The sequence below is a fragment of the Ruegeria sp. HKCCD7255 genome, from assembly GCF_013031565.1.
GTDB lineage: Bacteria > Pseudomonadota > Alphaproteobacteria > Rhodobacterales > Rhodobacteraceae > Ruegeria.
Map to the genome: position 1 here is coordinate 211,963 of NZ_WQAG01000001.1, position 16,458 is coordinate 228,420.

General features: G+C 55.9%; 15 protein-coding genes. 13 read left to right on the top strand and 2 right to left on the bottom strand.

Annotated features, from left to right (window positions below; all coding sequences use genetic code 11):
• The first annotated feature begins 41 nt into the window (after nucleotides 1-41).
• Entirely contained in the window at nucleotides 42-308 is a 267-nt protein-coding gene (locus tag GOX45_RS22015) for a hypothetical protein (protein WP_254445896.1), read from the top strand.
• Nucleotides 309-436: 128 nt separating this feature from the next.
• Nucleotides 437-793, top strand: coding sequence for a hypothetical protein (locus tag GOX45_RS22020; protein ID WP_254445897.1), 357 nt, complete (start codon nucleotides 437-439; stop codon nucleotides 791-793).
• Nucleotides 794-1,275: 482 nt separating this feature from the next.
• Here GOX45_RS22020 and GOX45_RS01040 read toward each other — a convergent pair whose 3' ends face one another.
• Both GOX45_RS01040 and GOX45_RS01045 read right to left on the bottom strand, forming a co-directional pair.
• Nucleotides 1,276-2,514 carry an L-rhamnose isomerase gene (locus GOX45_RS01040; RefSeq protein WP_171097121.1) on the bottom strand — a complete coding sequence of 413 codons (1,239 nt, stop codon included), beginning with the start codon at nucleotides 2,512-2,514 and terminating at the stop codon, nucleotides 1,276-1,278.
• A gap of 12 nt (nucleotides 2,515-2,526) precedes the next feature.
• Entirely contained in the window at nucleotides 2,527-4,629 is a 2,103-nt protein-coding gene (locus tag GOX45_RS01045; RefSeq protein ID WP_171098097.1) for a bifunctional rhamnulose-1-phosphate aldolase/short-chain dehydrogenase, read from the bottom strand.
• Nucleotides 4,630-4,816: 187 nt separating this feature from the next.
• Here GOX45_RS01045 and GOX45_RS01050 point away from each other — a divergent pair, with 187 nt between their 5' ends.
• The 11 genes from GOX45_RS01050 to GOX45_RS01100 all read left to right on the top strand — a co-directional run bounded on the left by GOX45_RS01050 (nucleotide 4,817) and on the right by GOX45_RS01100 (nucleotide 16,406).
• A complete protein-coding gene (locus GOX45_RS01050) occupies nucleotides 4,817-5,617 on the top strand; it encodes a DeoR/GlpR family DNA-binding transcription regulator (RefSeq protein ID WP_171097124.1) in 801 nt (266 codons plus the stop codon).
• 38 nt (nucleotides 5,618-5,655) lie between these two features.
• Nucleotides 5,656-6,654, top strand: coding sequence for a rhamnose ABC transporter substrate-binding protein (rhaS, locus tag GOX45_RS01055; RefSeq protein WP_171097125.1), 999 nt, complete (start codon nucleotides 5,656-5,658; stop codon nucleotides 6,652-6,654).
• Nucleotides 6,655-6,721: 67 nt separating this feature from the next.
• The gene (locus tag GOX45_RS01060; protein WP_171097127.1) at nucleotides 6,722-8,254 is read left to right on the top strand and encodes a sugar ABC transporter ATP-binding protein; all 1,533 of its coding nucleotides are present in this window, start codon (nucleotides 6,722-6,724) and stop codon (nucleotides 8,252-8,254) included.
• A gap of 11 nt (nucleotides 8,255-8,265) precedes the next feature.
• Nucleotides 8,266-9,249, top strand: coding sequence for an ABC transporter permease (locus GOX45_RS01065; RefSeq protein WP_171097129.1), 984 nt, complete (start codon nucleotides 8,266-8,268; stop codon nucleotides 9,247-9,249).
• Nucleotides 9,246-10,229: an ABC transporter permease gene (locus tag GOX45_RS01070; protein ID WP_171097130.1), complete on the top strand. Its 984-nt coding sequence runs from the start codon at nucleotides 9,246-9,248 to the stop codon at nucleotides 10,227-10,229. Before GOX45_RS01065 ends, GOX45_RS01070 begins: the two co-directional genes overlap by 4 nt.
• Nucleotides 10,229-10,543 carry an L-rhamnose mutarotase gene (rhaM, locus tag GOX45_RS01075; protein WP_171097132.1) on the top strand — a complete coding sequence of 105 codons (315 nt, stop codon included), beginning with the start codon at nucleotides 10,229-10,231 and terminating at the stop codon, nucleotides 10,541-10,543. Before GOX45_RS01070 ends, rhaM begins: the two co-directional genes overlap by 1 nt.
• Entirely contained in the window at nucleotides 10,540-11,922 is a 1,383-nt protein-coding gene (locus GOX45_RS01080; RefSeq protein WP_171097134.1) for an FGGY-family carbohydrate kinase, read from the top strand. The genes rhaM and GOX45_RS01080 overlap by 4 nt, the downstream gene beginning before the upstream one ends.
• Nucleotides 11,923-12,254: 332 nt before the next feature.
• Nucleotides 12,255-13,655 (top strand): selenium-binding protein SBP56-related protein, encoded by a 1,401-nt coding sequence (locus GOX45_RS01085; protein ID WP_171097136.1) that lies wholly within the window; start codon nucleotides 12,255-12,257, stop codon nucleotides 13,653-13,655.
• A 3-nt stretch (nucleotides 13,656-13,658) separates the two neighbouring features.
• Entirely contained in the window at nucleotides 13,659-14,327 is a 669-nt protein-coding gene (locus GOX45_RS01090; RefSeq protein ID WP_171097138.1) for a hypothetical protein, read from the top strand.
• A 333-nt stretch (nucleotides 14,328-14,660) separates the two neighbouring features.
• The gene (locus GOX45_RS01095) at nucleotides 14,661-14,957 is read left to right on the top strand and encodes an antibiotic biosynthesis monooxygenase (RefSeq protein ID WP_171097140.1); all 297 of its coding nucleotides are present in this window, start codon (nucleotides 14,661-14,663) and stop codon (nucleotides 14,955-14,957) included.
• A 21-nt stretch (nucleotides 14,958-14,978) separates the two neighbouring features.
• A complete protein-coding gene (locus GOX45_RS01100; protein WP_171097142.1) occupies nucleotides 14,979-16,406 on the top strand; it encodes an adenylate/guanylate cyclase domain-containing protein in 1,428 nt (475 codons plus the stop codon).
• Nucleotides 16,407-16,458: the final 52 nt, after the last annotated feature.

Genomic DNA, 16,458 nt, shown 5'->3' on the forward strand with positions numbered 1-16,458 from the left:
TAACAATTGTACAAACTTGTATGTTCGACGGGAGGAGCAGAATGATTTCACCAAAATGGGTGAAAAACTGCGCTTGCGGAGCAGCTTTATCCACATCTGTGGCCACCACGGCTTCGGCACAGCAAACCGATTGGTCCTATGAGGCCACAATCTACCTATTCATGCCTGAAACGGAAACATCGCTGAGCACACCATCGGGCACTCTGGACGGTACACTCAGCTTTTCTGATGCATTGGAGAACCTCGATTTCGCCTTTATGGGAGCGTTCTCGGCCACCAGCGGACGTTGGCTGATACTGGCTGATTAAACTACACAGATCTGTCATTCAGCAACAATTCCCCTGGCCCTGTCAGTTCGGGTCTGGAGACATCATTTACCACACAATACCTGAGTGGTTATCTCGGCTACCGAGCCTATTAAGCGCCAACCATCACCGTGGACATTGCCGGAGGCTTCCGGTGGTTCAGCACCGAAACGGAGTTCACCCTTCTACCCGGCTCGTTACCGGGGCGCACGACAACGGCTGACGACAGTTGGACCTACCCTGTCATCGGTGCCAGAGCACGCGTTCAGTTCTCGGATAAATGGTCGGGCTCCGGTTTTGTCGACTACGGAGGCTTCCGCAGTGGCAGTGAAACCTGGCAGGTTCTGCTGACGGCAGATTACGTAATCAAGGACAGGTGGTTAATCCGCGGCGGTTATCGCTATATCTCATTTGACCATGAGATCGACGGTAACGATTTTACATTTGTCCAGTCGGGGCCTGTGCTAGGCGCGACTTATCGGTTCTAGAATTCTTTGCTGGCAAACCCGAGACAAGGTTGTGATGTTACGAACGTCGTTTCGTTGGCGCGTTTCTACCGTAAAACGGTTTAGAGAAACGAATTCGCATGTATCCTCGAATTTGTTTTCGTGTCTGGAACCAGATCTTGCCTCCCGGCTTCGATAGCTGTTTGGAGTTTGTTGTAGCATTAGAAGTATAGCAATGAATTATGACAAGTCTAAGGTATCGATGCCACTTTCGACCGCGGATTAAGAATTCACCTAGGCTAGCTTTCGCAACTACAGCGAATGTCGACAACGCGGGCTGCTACCGCGGTATTCAAAGGGCGGGTGGATGTTGGTTATGGGCCGTGAGCGGGGGACTGATGATCGCCTCACACTCAGTATCCTGCACCGCCTCCGGTCTCTGGTTCGAGCCCATAGCGACCGATGCTGCGGTCGCCACCAACGCCGGCCATGCGGACGAATCTGCCCTTAGGCACAGATATAACTTATCCGCGTCCGCTCACGCTTGCCTGATAGGTCTCCAACGAGCCTGAAAGGGCCAGGCCGTAAGGCGCGTCGTGCCTTTCGCAGAACTCCTGCCAGACCATTCCATAAGGCAGGTCTTTGAGCTCTTCGGTGAAAATGAGACGCTTTGTAAAATTCAGCGTTGCTTCCGCGTCTTTGAGCTCAGCCTGCGGCATGAGCAGTGAACGGAGCAAGGCTTTCTGCATGTTCCGTGTCCCGATCACCCAAGCGGCCGTTCGGCTAATCGTGGCGTCAAAAAAGTCGAGCCCGATGCGTGTCCGCTCGAGTAGGTTGGCAAACACAAGTTCGTTCGCCATCGCTTGAATGTCATCATTCAGCAGGATCACATGATCGCTGTCCCAACGCATGGGGCGCGAGACGTGAAGGAGGATTTCATCAAGCGAGAGGGCGACCGCACTGAGTTTGTCCGCAATGTTCTCGGTGGGATGGAAATGCCCCATGTCGAGGCAGAGAAGCGTGCCTTTGCGGATCGCGTAACCCATGTAGAATTCGTGGCTGCCGACTGTACAGGCCTCGACCCCGATCCCGAAGAGCTTGCTTTCGACCGCGTCGACCATCTTTGCGGGCTCTTGTTTCTCATCGCACATGGCGTCGAGCGATGACTCGAGGCGCGCGCGCGCTGCCATACGGTCTACAGGGATGTCTTTGTAGCCGTCGGGTACCCAGATGTTGTTGACCGCCGACGAGCCAAGCTCTTCACCCATTTTCGCCGCGATGTTGCGCGTGCGACGGCCGTGCTCGATCCAGAAGTCGCGGATGCCTTTGTCAGGGTGGCTTAGGGTGAGATTGTCGTCTGCTTTCTCATGCGCGAAGAAAGTCGGATTAAAATCGAGACCAATGCCCTGATCCTTGGCCCAATCGACCCAAGATGCGAAGTGGTGGTATTCGATTTCGTCGCGGTCGGGCGTTTCGTCCGTGTCGAGGTAAATGGAGTGCAGGTTGAGCCTGTGTGTGCCAGGGATTTGACCGTAAGCAAATTCGAGGTCAGCGCGGAGTTCATCCGGTGTTCGGGCGCGGCCCGGGTGGTTGCCTGTCGCCTGGATGCCACCTCCAGAGGTGCCGCTACGGGTTTCGAACCCCACCACGTCGTCACCTTGCCAGCAATGCATTGAGATCGGGATCGTTGCAAGCCGGTCAAGCGCTGCTTCAGTATCGACGCCCCAATCGGCAAAAACGGCCTTCGCGCTTTCGTAGGTCATAAGATTCTTCTCCTAGCGCGTAAAGGCCTGAACGTTGCCGGAGTCGACATTAACGATATTGCCAGTTGATTTCGCGGACTTGTCCGAGGCAAAGAAATAGGCCGCTTCGGCGATGTCCTCAGGCAGGACCGAGCGTTTTAGCATTGAACGCTGCCGATACATCTCTTCCAGACCGACCTTGTCGGTGCCGTAGGTCGACGCGCGTTGGTCGAGCCACTCCCCCTCCCAGATGCGCGACCCGCGAAGGACGGCGTCAGGGTTGACGACGTTGACACGGATGCTGGCCTCAGCGCCTTCAAGCGCAAGACAGCGTGCCAGATGGATTTCGGAAGCCTTAGCGGTGCAATAGGCTGACGCATTCGGGCTGGCAGCGAGCCCGTTCTTCGAAGCGATGAAGACGATCGAGCCGCCAATGCCCTGAGTCCGCAGAACCTTGAACGCCTCGCGACTGACAAGGAAATAGCCCGTGGACAGTATTTCCATGTTCTTGTTCCAAAGCGCGAGCGAAGTATCTTCGACCGGGGCAGACGAAGCGATACCAGCGTTCGAGACGAGGATATCGATGCCGCCAAACTCGACGGCTGCCTCGGCGAAGGCCGCGAAAACGGCGTTCTCATCGGTAACGTCCATCCGGACGCTGCGAACGACATCATCGGAGTAGCGGGATTTCAGGTTCTCTTCGACAGACCCGAGGGCGTCCGCGTCGATATCGGCCAGGACGACACAGGCCCCCTCGGACAGGTAGCGTTCTGCAGTAGCCGCACCAATGCCGCCGGCTCCGCCGGTGACGAGCGCAATGCGTCCGGCAAGCGATTTCGGTTTGGGCATACGCTGTAGCTTGGCTTCTTCGAGCAGCCAGTACTCGATATCGAAGGCTTCCTGTTCGGGCAGGCCGACGTATTCACTGACCGAAGACGCGCCGCGCATCACGTTGATGGCATTGACATAAAACTCCCCCGAAATGCGCGCAGTGGCCTTGTCTTTGGCAAAGGTGATCATGCCGACGCCGGGAACGAGGTAGACGACCGCATTCGGATCTCGGATCGCAGGGCTGTCGTCGTGTTTGCAGCGTTCGTAGTAGGCGGCGTAGTCGTCTCGATATGCGGCGACCTGAGATGGCAGGCCTTCAAGAACGGTGTCCACATTGTTCTCTGCCGGGTTAAAGTCCACGACAAGCGGACGAATTTTAGTCCGAAGGAAGTGGTCGGGGCACGACGTGCCGAGCGCAGCATGCGGTCGCATATTCTTGGCGTTCACGAATTCGAGGACGGTTTCGCTGTCATCGAAATGGCCAACCATGTGCTGTTTGCCTGAAACCATTCCGCGGATCGCGGGCATCAGGCGCGCGGCTACGGCTCGGCGGTCTGCTGGCACAAGGCTTTCGTGAACCGCTCCGCCGAAAGCTGCGACACCATCTGTTTGGGCCTCGAACCAATCCATGGCTTTCTGAATGATCGCGAGAGAAAGCTCGTAACACGCCTTGGCGTCATCCGCCCAAGTGAAAAGTCCATGCGATTCAAGCACCACGCCCTTGGCATCTGGGTTCTTCTTGCAAAAGTCTTCCAGCCAGAGCCCGAGTTCATAGCCCGGTTTTTTCCATGGTAGCCAGCCGATCTCGTCGCCAAATATCTCTTGCGTCAGTTCTTTTGAGTTCTTCGAAGCGGCGATGGCAATGATCGCATCCGGGTGCAGGTGGTCGACGTGCTTCTGCGGGACATAAGCGTGGAGCGGTGTATCGATTGAGGCTGCGCGCGGGTTGAGCCTGAACGTGCAGTGCGGGAGGTATCCGACCATCTCGTCTTCAAACTCGACGCCGCGGTAGAGACCTTTCAACGCGACCAGCTTATCCATGTAAAGTGTCGCGAACCCGTCCATCTTGATGGAACCAATGTCACCGCCCGAGCCTTTGACCCAAAGGACTTCGACATCATCACCAGACAACGGGTCCTGCTCCATCACCTTAGCCGACGTGTTGCCGCCGCCGTAGTTGGTGATACGCTTGTCCGAGCCCAAGAGATTGGAGCGATAGAGAAGCTTTTCCGACTCGCTCATCGTTGCTGCTGCACGGTCGTCCCAGAGGTTCTCAAGTGGTTGTTTCTCTAAGGTCTTCAACATCTGGCCCTCCCGGCTGCGTCCAAACTTCGGATGTGCGTTGTCGATGAGGGTGAGCGAGATGCGTTGTTTTGTCAATCATAAACGATCACAAACGATCATGCTGCAATGCAGAATGATTGAATATGATTGAAAATGATTGACAGATGATGCGAATCTGGACATCGTGGAGTACCAAGGGAGGCGAAAATTGCACGAAACTGAGCGTCATACTGTTATTTTGTCGGCGGTTCAGGATCGCCCATTCGCCAGCGTTGTCGATCTTTGCGGGCTAACCGGCGCGTCCGAGGCCACCATTCGTCGCGACATTGCTACGCTTCATATGCAGAAAAAGCTGCGCCGTGTTCGCGGGGGTGCCGAAGCAATTGCACCACCACAATTCGTCGGTCTCGCGGGGCGGACGTTTGCCGTGAACGAAACAATACGCATAGACGAAAAGCAGGCGATCGCACGGGCTGCGGCAGAACTCTGCGAAGATGGCGACCCGATCATCATCAACGGGGGCACCACGACTTTCCAGATGGTGCACCCGCTGGCCAACAGGCGGATGCAGGTCTTCACCAACTCGTTTCCGATTGCCGAGCACCTGCTCAAGCACTCGAAGAACACAGTCATGCTGCCAGGTGGTGCGATTTACCGCGAGCAAAACATCATTCTTTCCCCGTTTGAAAATGACGTCACACGCAACTTCTATGCGCGTCGCATGTTCATGGGTGCTCAGGGCATTGGCCCAATGGGTCTGATGGAGGGCGATCCGTTGCTCATCCAGGCCGAGGAAAAATTGATGGGGCAAGCGGACGAACTGATCGTTCTGGTCGACAGTAGCAAGTTCGACGCTCGCTCCAGCCTCGTGCTCTGTCCGCTGGATCGAATTGACACTGTCATCACCGATGCGGGGATCTCGGATCGTGCTGCTGCGATGCTGGAAGCCGCTGAAATCAAACTGATCGTGGCGGAAGGGAATGCCGCTGCCGAAACCGGTTCGACTTAAGCGAACCATTCACTATCGCTCGACGGGGAGGATTATCCATGAGCATTACCAGAAGACTGTTTGGCGGCACCGCGATAGCGGCCGCAATGCTGGCCGGAAGTGCTGTGCACGCACAAGACGACATGCGTATCGCGCTCGTGGTTAAAGCACTGGGTATTGGCTTTTTTGAAGCAGCCGCTGAAGGTGCTGAGGAAGCGGCGGCTGAGCTCGGCAACGTCGAGATCATCTATACCGGGCCGACCGACACCACCGCTGAAGGCCAGATTGAGGTCATCAACTCGCTGATCGCCCAAGGTGTCGACGCCATCGCGATCTCCGCCAATGATCCAGATGCTGTCTCCCCCGCGCTCCAGCGGGCTATGCAGCGCGGCATCACGGTTATCTCGTGGGACTCGGGCGTCAACGAAGAAGGTCGGATGATGCACCTGAACCCGTCTTCGACCCCGCTGATCGGAAACACAATCATCAAGCTTGCCGCCGACCACATGCCCGATGGTGGCCAGGTGGCTATCCTGTCGGCATCGGCAACCGCGACAAACCAGAACGCCTGGATTGCAGCTGCGGAAGAGGTGCTCCCGAACTACGAGGGGATCGAGCTGGTCGCCACGGTTTACGGCGATGACCTGTCGGACAAGTCCTATCGTGAAGCACAGGGCCTTATGGCATCCTATCCGGATCTCAAAGCTATCATCGCGCCAACCACGGTCGGTATTCTTGCGTCGTGCCAGGCCGTATCTGACGCCGGCAAGATCGGAGAGATCAACGTCACCGGACTTGGCTTGCCGTCCGAGATGGCGGGCTGCGTCGAGTCTGGTGCGACGGAGAGCTTCGCCATCTGGAACCCGATCGACCTCGGCTATTCGGCAACGATGATCGCGCACGCACTTGCCGCGGGTGCCGCGACGGCCGAACCGGGCGCGGAAATCCCGACAGGTCGTATGGGTTCTGTCACGCTCGATGACACGAACGCCGCCGCGATGTCGGATCCGTTCACCTACGACGCGTCCAATATCGATCAGTTCAAAGACATTTTCTGATCGTCGAAGTTGATCGGCGCAGCATGACCGCTGCGCCGACATTCATCCGAAATGGCAGCTGACCCTGATGTTGATGAAAGCAGAGAAAAAGTCCGAGCCCGCCAGCGCTGAAAACGATATGCCGGTACTTGCGCTGAACGGAGTGACAAAGACGTTTCCGGGCGTCACTGCTTTGTCTGAGGTTTCGCTCGAACTGTTCCCGGGTAAGGTCACGGCATTAGTTGGAGAGAATGGCGCCGGAAAGTCCACCGTCGTCAAGATCCTGACCGGCATCTATCAGCCGAACGGCGGCCAAATCGAAATCGATGGATCGCCCATTCGGTTTCCGACGGCACAGGACGCTGGCGACGCTGGTGTCACCGCAATCCATCAGGAAACGGTCCTCTTCGACGAATTGTCGGTGGCGGAGAACGTGTTTCTCGGCCACGCACCGCGAGGGCGCTTCGGCTTAATCGATACCTCTGTGATGATGGACAGGGCCCGCGAAATTCTTGAAGGCATCGGCGCCAACATCGATCCCAGAACGAAACTCAAAGACCTTGGCATCGCGAACAAGCACCTTGTGGCAATTGCCCGTGCGCTATCGATCGACGCACGTGTGGTGATCATGGACGAGCCGACTGCCGCGCTTAGCCAGAAAGAAATCGAAGAGCTTTATGAGCTGGTCGAAGAACTGAAAACTCAGGGCAAAGCCATTCTCTTTATCAGCCACAAGTTCGATGAAATATTCCGTATCGCCGACATTTACACGGTTTTCCGGGACGGTGCGCTCGTCGGGAACGGCGCGATCGCCGATGTGACCGAGGCCGAGCTCGTCAAGATGATGGTGGGCCGGGACGTCAGCCAGATTTTTCCCAACCGGGAGCACAATACCGGTGACGAGATTCTCGTGGTCGAAGGCTATGAACACCCCACCGAGTTTGCGGACATCAGTTTCACTCTGCGCCGCGGAGAGATTTTGGGCTTTTATGGTCTTGTGGGCGCGGGGCGTTCAGAGTTCATGCAATCGCTCTTTGGCATAACCCGTTCCTCGGCCGGTGAAGTAACCATCGACGGCGAGCGCGAAATCATCCGCTCCCCTGCCGACGCGGTTGGTAAAGGCATTGTCTATGTGCCAGAAGATCGGGGACGACAGGGTGCCATTGCAGCGCTTCCGATTTTTCAGAACGTCACGCTCCCATCGCTTAGCCGTACTTCCAAGAATGGTTTTCTGAAGTTGGCGGAAGAGTTCAAGCTTGCGCGGGAATACACTGAACGGCTCGACCTGCGTGCAGCCTCGCTGGACACCGACGTGGGTAATCTGTCCGGTGGCAACCAGCAAAAGGTTGTCATTGCCAAATGGCTCGCGACCCAGCCCAAGGTCATCATCTTGGATGAACCAACCAAGGGCATCGACATCGGGTCCAAGGCCGCGGTGCACGAGTTCATGGCGGAACTGGCCGCTCAAGGGTTGGCGGTTATCATGGTCAGCTCTGAAATTCCCGAGGTTCTAGGCATGTCTGATCGCGTCATCGTCATGCGCGAGGGCCGGATTGCGGCGGAACTTTCGGGCGACGACATGGCCCCGGAAACACTCGTGCGGCACGCGGCCGGAATCTAAAGGTGCGAACGATGCCGAAGCAAATCCTCATGTCCCGCGAAGTGCTGCTGACCGGCGCAATCGCGCTTCTTCTCGCGATCATCGCCACGCGCTTCCCCGCGTTCATTACGCCATCGAACCTGGCCAATGTTTTCAACGATACCGCGCCGCTGATCCTGTTGGCCATCGGCCAGATGATCGTGATCCTGACGCGATGTATCGACCTGAGCGTCGCGGCAAACCTCGCCCTGACGGGGATGGTCGTTTCAATGATCAACGTCGCCATGCCGGGGCTGCCTGTGCCGATAATCATCTTCGTCGCGGTTGGGTTCGGCGCACTGCTTGGAATGGTAAATGGTGTCCTCGTCTGGAAGCTCGAGATTCCCCCGATCGTTGTCACCCTTGGGACGATGACAATCTTTCGTGGCACGATCTTCCTCTTGTCCGAGGGCAAGTGGATCAACGCGCACGAGTTTAGCGATCCGTTCAAGGCTTTCCCCCGGGCAGAACTTCTTGGTCTGCCGCTGATGAGCTGGATCGCCATCGCAGCAGTTATTTTCTTCTCCATCGTAATGTCCCGTACCACCCTTGGCCGGGCGTTCTATGCTGCCGGGGGCAACCCGCACGCGGCGACTTACGCCGGGATAGATGTCGGTCGTACCCAGTTCTGGGCCTTCACCATTTCGGGCGCGCTGGCGGGTTTGACCGGATACCTCTGGGTGTCTCGCTTCGCGGTCGCATTTGTCGATCTCGCTGGAGGTTTCGAACTCAGCGTCGTTGCGGCCTGTGTCATTGGCGGAGTCGCCATAATGGGAGGTATCGGTACGGTTGTCGGAGCAATGCTCGGTGCGTTGTTCATCGGTATCATCAGCAACGCGTTGCCGGTCGTGAACATCTCTCCTTTCTGGCAACTCGCAATTTCCGGAGGCGCGATCATCATCGCCGTCGCCCTGAATGCACAGGCGAACCGTGAGAAGGGCCGGATCATCCTCAAGCGCGCGGAGCATGCGACATGATCAACACCGCCCGTTTCATACCGGATCGCCTGGAGTCGCCTTTGGAACGGCGCTTGAAAAGCTGGGAGACACTTCTGCTGGCCGTGGCAGTGGGCATTTTCATCGTCAACAGCTTTACATCGCCTTACTTCCTGAACGCGTGGAACCTGAGCGATATGACGTTCAACTTCACGGAAAAAGCGATGATCGCTTTCGCGATGGCGCTTTTGATCATTGCCGGCGAGATCGACCTTTCCGTGGCCTCGATAATTGCGCTGGCGTCGACGGCCATGGGCGCTGCGGTGCAGGTTGGCGTGGGCACGCCGGGGTTGGTACTGATCGGTCTCGGTGTCGGGCTGATCTGCGGGGCTTTCAACGGCTTTCTTGTCACAAAGATGGGACTGCCATCCATCGTGGTGACCATTGGCACGATGAGCCTCTTCCGAGGGATCAGTTACATCGTTCTCGGTGATCAGGCCTATCGAGGTTACCCGTCGGATTTCTCGTTCTTCGGACAGGGCTACGTGTTCTGGGTGATCTCGTTTGAGTTCGTTCTCTTCGCCATCATCGCCCTCCTATACTTTGTCATTCTTCACAAAACGAACTTCGGTCGGGCGGTCTATGCCATAGGAAACAACGCGATCGGCGCAGAGTTCTCAGGCATTCGCGTCGCCCGTGTGAAATTCATCCTGTTCCTGTTGACCGGGCTCATGTCCGGTATTGCTGCCATCTGTCTGACCTCGCGACTGGCCTCGACCCGCCCATCCATTGCGTTCGGTTGGGAACTAGAGATCGTGACGATGGTGGTACTGGGTGGGGTCAGCATCCTTGGCGGATCCGGATCGATCCCGGGTGTCGTGATCGCGGCTTTCGTAATGGGGCTGGTCACCTTCGGCCTTGGCCTGCTCAACGTGCCAGGCATCGTGATGTCTATTGTGATTGGACTCCTCCTGATCGGGGTCATCGCATTGCCGCGCCTTTGGGAAAAGTGGAGAGCGTGATGGAGAAATATGCGTTCAAGATGCACCTCAATCCAGGGATGAAGGCCGAGTACAAGAAGCGCCATGACGAGATATGGCCAGAGCTTGTGACCCTTCTGAAAGAGGCGGGGGTCTCGGACTATTCCATTCACCTCGACGAAGCGACGAATATCCTTTTTGGCGTTCTCTGGCGCGCAGGCGATCACGGAATGGACGAACTTCCGTCCCAAGACATCATGAAGAAGTGGTGGGCGCACATGGCCGATATCATGGAAACACATGATGACAATGAGCCGGTCACTGTTCCGCTCTCAAACGTCTTTCACATGTCATGACCGGCGGACACGTCGCGGTTATCGATATCGGCAAGACGAATGCCAAACTGGCGCTCGTGCGGCGTTCAGACCTGTCCGAAGTTGCCGTCGTCACCAGGCCAAATGCCGTCCTACCGGGCCGGCCATATCCTCACTTCGACGTCGAAGGCCATTGGCAATTCCTCTTGGATGGACTCGCGTCCTTCCATGCGGATTTAGGGATCGAAGCCATCACGATCACGACACACGGCGCAGCGGGCGCTTTGATCGCTGCAGATGGATCGCTTGCGGCTCCAATTCTCGACTACGAGCATACAGGTCCGGACGAATGCGCGAGGGCTTATGACGCGATAAGGCCGCCTTTTTCAGAAACAGGGTCACCCCGTCTAACAAAGGGTCTGAATCTGGGGGCGCAGCTTCATTGGCAGTTTGCACGCGATCCACTGCTAAAGGAGCGCGTCTCTCACGTCGTGACCTATCCTCAGTTCTGGGCGCACAGACTAACCGGCGTCTTCGCTACTGATGTCACGTCGCTGGGCTGCCATACGGACCTGTGGAATCCCTACAAAGGGCAGTTCTCATCTCTACCAGCCAGACTAGGTATCGAAAACAAGATCGCGCCGCCACGCAAACCCAGCGATGTCCTCGGCAGTGTTACTGCGGAGGTCGCGAAACTTACCGGTCTCCCGGCGGACACAGCTGTCTATTGCGGCATCCATGACTCGAACGCCTCTCTTCTTTCGCATCTCGTCGCTCAAGAGCCCCCATTCAGCGTTGTCTCGACCGGCACTTGGGTGATTGCCATGGCAGTCGGCGCGAGACCGGTGTCTTTGGACCCGGCCCTCGACACGCTGGTCAACGTAAACGCTTTCGGTGATGCCGTGCCTTCCGCCCGCTTCATGGGGGGGCGAGAACACGACATTGCTCTCGGCGGCGCTACCGCTCAAGCTACCGAAGCTGATATGCTTCAAGTGTTGAGCTGCGGGAGCATGCTTTTGCCAGCTGTGGTGTCTGAGACAGGTCCGTTCGCAGGGGCTCAATCAGAATGGGTAGGTGACGAGCCACAACTGGGGTCGGGGCAGCGAAGTGCTGCCGTCGGCTTTTATCTTGCCATGGTCACGTCGTATTGCCTCGAACTCATTGGTCATGAAGGACCCGTGATCGTTGAAGGACCGTTCGCACGGAATTCAGCATACCTCTTGATGCTAGGAACGGTCTCGCATTCGCCAATCATTCCTACAGCAAGCGCAACGGGGACAAGCCAAGGGGCAGCCCTTCTCGCGGCGCTGGATAATCCTCTACGACACCAAATGCCCGCAGTTCCAGTTCCTGACAAGCAGATGAGCGAGGCCCTTTTGAGTTACGCGGCCGCGTGGACCCGCGGCCTTGCCAAAGCCTGACTGAGCGGCGCCCGCTTCGGGCTCGAAGCGGTCATCCGCGTGTTTTTGCCCGATGACCGCTCTGCGTTCAATGCAGACCTTAAGGCGAAAATTCTCGAGATGACCACCAACAATGATCACTATCCGTTCCCAAGCCGTCATCTGACTAATTGAATCAGATGACTGCCTTGAGCCCATTTCAGCCATTAGAAGGGCCGATTCAAAAGGGTAAATTCAAGTGCCTGAGTTTGGCCCGTTTTCGCGAATCTTGAATATGTGGCATTCTCAGTTCTGGACGAAATCAGAAAAAACTTGATTTAGATCTGTCGTCCGCGGCCTAGGAGGAGCCAGCTATGAATCTAAGACCTGACCCGACTTTTCACGCAACTCCAAAACTTGCTATGGAGGCACCTGCGGAAACGCTCGCTTTTACATTGATGCTCAGTCCCGACGGCTCACAGCCGGATGGCCTGGCCGTTGTAGATGTTGACCCGAAATCGAAGACTTACGGCCAGATCGTTCATCAGCTCATCATGCCCAACAAGGGTGATGAGTTTCATCACTTTGGCTGGAACGCGTGCTCTTCTGCACTTTCGCCCCTGACAGGGCATGCCTTTCTGGAACGCAGATATCTGATCGTACCGGGTATCCGGTCCTCGCGCATCTACGTGATCGACGTGAAGGAACCGTTGAAGGCAAAAATTCACAAGATTATCGAACCCGAAGAGGTGTTCGCCAAAACGGGCTATTCCCGTCCGCATACCATCCACTGCGGTCCTGAAGGAATTTATGTTTCGACACTCGGCGGCGGCGGTGCCGACGGCACAGATGGCCCTCCGGGTATCTTCATCATGGATTGCGAGACCTTTGATATCCTTGGCCGCTACGAGATGGACCGCGGTGAACAGGACAAGCACTATGATTTCTGGTGGAACCTGCCGCGCGACTACATGGTAAGTTCTGAATGGGGGCTGCCGCCGCAGTTTGAAAATGGCATCGTGGCCGAGGATCTGCTGTCCAACAAATACGGTCACAAGATCCATTTCTGGAACCTGCGCGAACGCCGCAACGTCCAAACCATAGATCTGGGTGAAAACCATCAGATGGCTTTGGAAATAAGACCTGCGCATGATCCGGCAAAGGATTATGGTTTTTGCGGCGTTGTCGTGGACACAACAAACCTCCAGGGCGCAATTTTCACGTGGTGGCAGAAGGATGACGGAACTTTCGAGGCGAAAAAGACGATCACAATTGATCCGCGACCCGAGAAGGCCGAGAATCTTCCGCCTCTGTTGCAGGGTTTTGAAGCCGTACCCCCATTGGTCACCGATATTGACCTGAGTCTGGACGACAAGTACCTCTACGTCGCCTGTTGGGGTCAGGGTGAAATGCACCAGTATGATGTGTCCGACCCGATGAATCCCAAGCTGACCGGCAAGGTTGAGCTTGGCGGGATTGCGCGCGGGGCGAAACATCCAAACGGCAAGGATTTTGTCTACGGCCCCCAGATGGTTGAGATCAGCCGGGACGGCAAGCGGGTCTACTGGACCAACTCGCTGTATTCGACGTGGGATGATCAGTTCTATCCTGATGACGAGGGCGGACAAATGGTCATGGCCAATGTCGGGGAAAACGGTGGTCTGGAACTGGACAAGGATTTCTATGTCGAGTTCCCCAAAGGCTATCGTAGCCACCAGATCCGCTTGGAAGGCGGAGACTGCTCAACCGATAGCTTTTGCTACCCGTCTGTCTGACGCGTGGAAGGTTTAAACACGGCGACAGCCCTGTGGTGGGCTGTTGTCGCCTCGGGCATTTATCACGGGGTCAATCCCGGTATGGGTTGGCCCTTGGCCGTGTCCGCGGCGCTGATGGACAAGCAGCGCAACAGCCTGTTCAAGGCGTTGATCGCTTTGGCGGTCGGGCATCTGGTGGCGATGGGTGCCATTCTGTTTCCCTTTACCGCCCTGTTGTTTCTGGCCGAATGGCAGCGTGAGATTCAAATCTTCGCGGCCTGCCTCGTAATCGGACTAGGTGTCTATCTGTTGTTCAACCGGCGTCACCCGCGGATCCTTGCTCGGGTACCACCGTCGCGACTTGCGCTATGGTCGTTTTTGGCAGCGATGGCGCACGGAGCAGGGCTGATGTTGGTTCCTATCTATCTGGGCATCTGTCGTACAATAGCCACTGACGCTGGCCATGCAGCGGCCGCTGATCTGATGACCGGAAACGTCAAAATCGCTGTTGGTGTCGCTTTAGCCCACACCTTGGCCATGACAGCCTCAGGCGGTATTCTTGCGTTCGGTGTTTATCATTGGCTGGGTCTGAGATTTCTCTCAAAAGGGTGGTTCAACCTGGACGTCGTTTGGGCGCTGAGTTTGATCCTTGTGGGATCAATTTCGCTTCTATTTGTTCATTCTGCCGGCTAACACTAATGCCGGGCCGGATAAACCGCAGAACCGCAGTTTGCTTCGTATCGCAGAGAACGGCAGCTTCGTCCGCTGACTGTGAGTTCGCAAAAGCCCCGAGTTTGCAGTAGCGGCGAATGACAGCTTTGGCGGGCCGCAATGCAGCGATGAAGGTTCTTGGCCGATGGCGGCAAAGGGCCGTGTGCGACGGTGAAACGGATCGCTGACGGGTGTTTGCTGAGCGGCATCCGAAGGCGGCAGCGAGCCCGCAGCAGACAGTCCCAACCAAGTGTGCTAGTATGAACTTCCGAGGCATGCATACATCCAAGAACCGGACCTTTGGGAGGATTGTGTATGATTATGCGTATCTTTCAGGTGACAACAAGTCCCGGACAAGAGGCTGAGTTTGGCCGCTTTTTTCATGAAACTGCTATTCCCCTAATGAATAGTACTCCGGGGATCGTGCGCGTTCTTCCGGGGGGGCCGAGAGAGGAGTCCTCACGAGAATTCAGTTTCGTCATGGTATGGGAGAGCTTGGAGGCCCTTAGGGCCTTCGTGGGAGAAGACTACCAAAGCCCGCACATTGATCCAGCAGAAGCGGAGCTCGTCGAGTCTCGATCCATCAAGCATTACGATCTGGTTGATAGTTGATCACCCAAAAGGATGATCGACATGTCAAAGGGTCAGAGAAAATCGCAACCGGACGTCGTGCCCGATCCGCCCAACAAAACAGCTGACGCGTTAGAGGCTTTGGAAATCCAGCTGAAGGAAGCGCTGGATCGACAAGTGGCGACGGCCAAAATTCTGGACGTGGTAAACAGCTCGATTAGAGATCCCCAACCGGTTTTCAACTCCATTGTTGAAGCGGGTCAAATGCTGTTTCCAAAATCCACAGTCAGTATCGGATTGCGGGAAGGTGACACACTGGTATTGGGCGCAATTTCTGGACCAGAGCCTACTGGTGTTGAGGCTTGGCGGGGTCGCTTTCCGGCTCCGCTTCACCCGGAAACCATTCATGGCCACGTCATATTGGCTGGTGAGGCGATTGATTTACCGGATGTCGCAACAGCCCAAGATCAGTTTCGCATGGGTGCCGGAAACTTCCTCGCCTCAGGGTTTCGGGCAGTCACAATGGTGCCAATTTCACAAGGAGGACAAACCGTCGGAGCTCTCGCCGTGTTAAGGCATTCAATCGGTAAACTGCAAAAGGAGCAGTTCGATATTCTAAAGACGTTTGCGGCACAGGCAAACATCGCGCTGGATAATCTGCATTTGCTGAACCAAATGCGAGAAGCGAATGAGACCTTGGAAAACGTCTCCGAACAGCTTGCCAAGTACATGCCGCCGCAACTTTATAAGTCAATAATAGCTGGCAACCAGCAAGCTGCCATCGAGAGCCGACGTCGCAAGCTCACGATCTTCTTTTCCGACATCGCGGATTTTTCCGAAATTACAGATCAGCTCGAAGCAGAGGAACTGACCTCTTTGTTAAATGAGTATCTTTCGGCAATGTCCAAGATCGCGATGAAGCACGGCGCATACTTCGATAAGTTTATTGGCGACGCGATGATGCTGTTCTTTGGTGAACCCGAAAGCCTCGGGGCCAAGGAAGATGCTTCCGCTTGCGTTCAGATGGCGATCGACATGCAAGTTCGCCTGAATGATTTGCAAACGGGGTGGCAACGCAAAGGCTTGATCGATCGACCATTTCTCGCTCGCATAGGCATCAACACCGGTTACTGCACAATTGGCAATTTCGGTTCAGATGATCGAATGGATTACACGGCGATTGGTCGAGAAGTGAATCTTGCTGCACGGCTTGAGGGTGAGTGCGATCCGGGAGGTATCTTGCTCGCAGCGGAAACCTATTCATTGGTGAAAGATTGGCTCGCCGTAGAAGAGCGCGAGCCAGTTCACGTGAAAGGATTTAAGAATCCCGTCCGCACTTACGCGGCGACAGCGATCTACGCTGCTGATCCGCGTGAGAGCCGCATAATTCACGAAGAGGACGAGGGCTACTCACTTACTGTGGACCAAGACCGCATAAGCTCCCAAGCAATCCGTCGGCTAAGGTCCATTATTTCCGATTTGGGCGACTAAACGACAAAACGGTTGGCGTTCAGAAACCTTGGAGCAGACGACAAAAGCAAAG

Excerpts from the sequence above, each read along its gene's own strand:
- GOX45_RS01045 (WP_171098097.1), bottom strand. The coding sequence starts at position 4,629 with ATGTTGAAGACCTTAGAGAAACAACCACTTGAGAACCTCTGGGACGAC.
- GOX45_RS01080 (WP_171097134.1), top strand. The coding sequence starts at position 10,540 with ATGACCGGCGGACACGTCGCGGTTATCGATATCGGCAAGACGAATGCC.
- GOX45_RS01065 (WP_171097129.1), top strand. The coding sequence starts at position 8,266 with ATGCCGAAGCAAATCCTCATGTCCCGCGAAGTGCTGCTGACCGGCGCA.
- GOX45_RS01095 (WP_171097140.1), top strand. The coding sequence starts at position 14,661 with ATGATTATGCGTATCTTTCAGGTGACAACAAGTCCCGGACAAGAGGCT.
- rhaM (WP_171097132.1), top strand. The coding sequence starts at position 10,229 with ATGGAGAAATATGCGTTCAAGATGCACCTCAATCCAGGGATGAAGGCC.
- GOX45_RS01060 (WP_171097127.1), top strand. The coding sequence starts at position 6,722 with ATGTTGATGAAAGCAGAGAAAAAGTCCGAGCCCGCCAGCGCTGAAAAC.
- rhaS (WP_171097125.1), top strand. The coding sequence starts at position 5,656 with ATGAGCATTACCAGAAGACTGTTTGGCGGCACCGCGATAGCGGCCGCA.
- GOX45_RS22015 (WP_254445896.1), top strand. The coding sequence starts at position 42 with ATGATTTCACCAAAATGGGTGAAAAACTGCGCTTGCGGAGCAGCTTTA.
- GOX45_RS01040 (WP_171097121.1), bottom strand. The coding sequence starts at position 2,514 with ATGACCTACGAAAGCGCGAAGGCCGTTTTTGCCGATTGGGGCGTCGAT.
- GOX45_RS01085 (WP_171097136.1), top strand. The coding sequence starts at position 12,255 with ATGAATCTAAGACCTGACCCGACTTTTCACGCAACTCCAAAACTTGCT.
- GOX45_RS01100 (WP_171097142.1), top strand. The coding sequence starts at position 14,979 with ATGTCAAAGGGTCAGAGAAAATCGCAACCGGACGTCGTGCCCGATCCG.
- GOX45_RS01070 (WP_171097130.1), top strand. The coding sequence starts at position 9,246 with ATGATCAACACCGCCCGTTTCATACCGGATCGCCTGGAGTCGCCTTTG.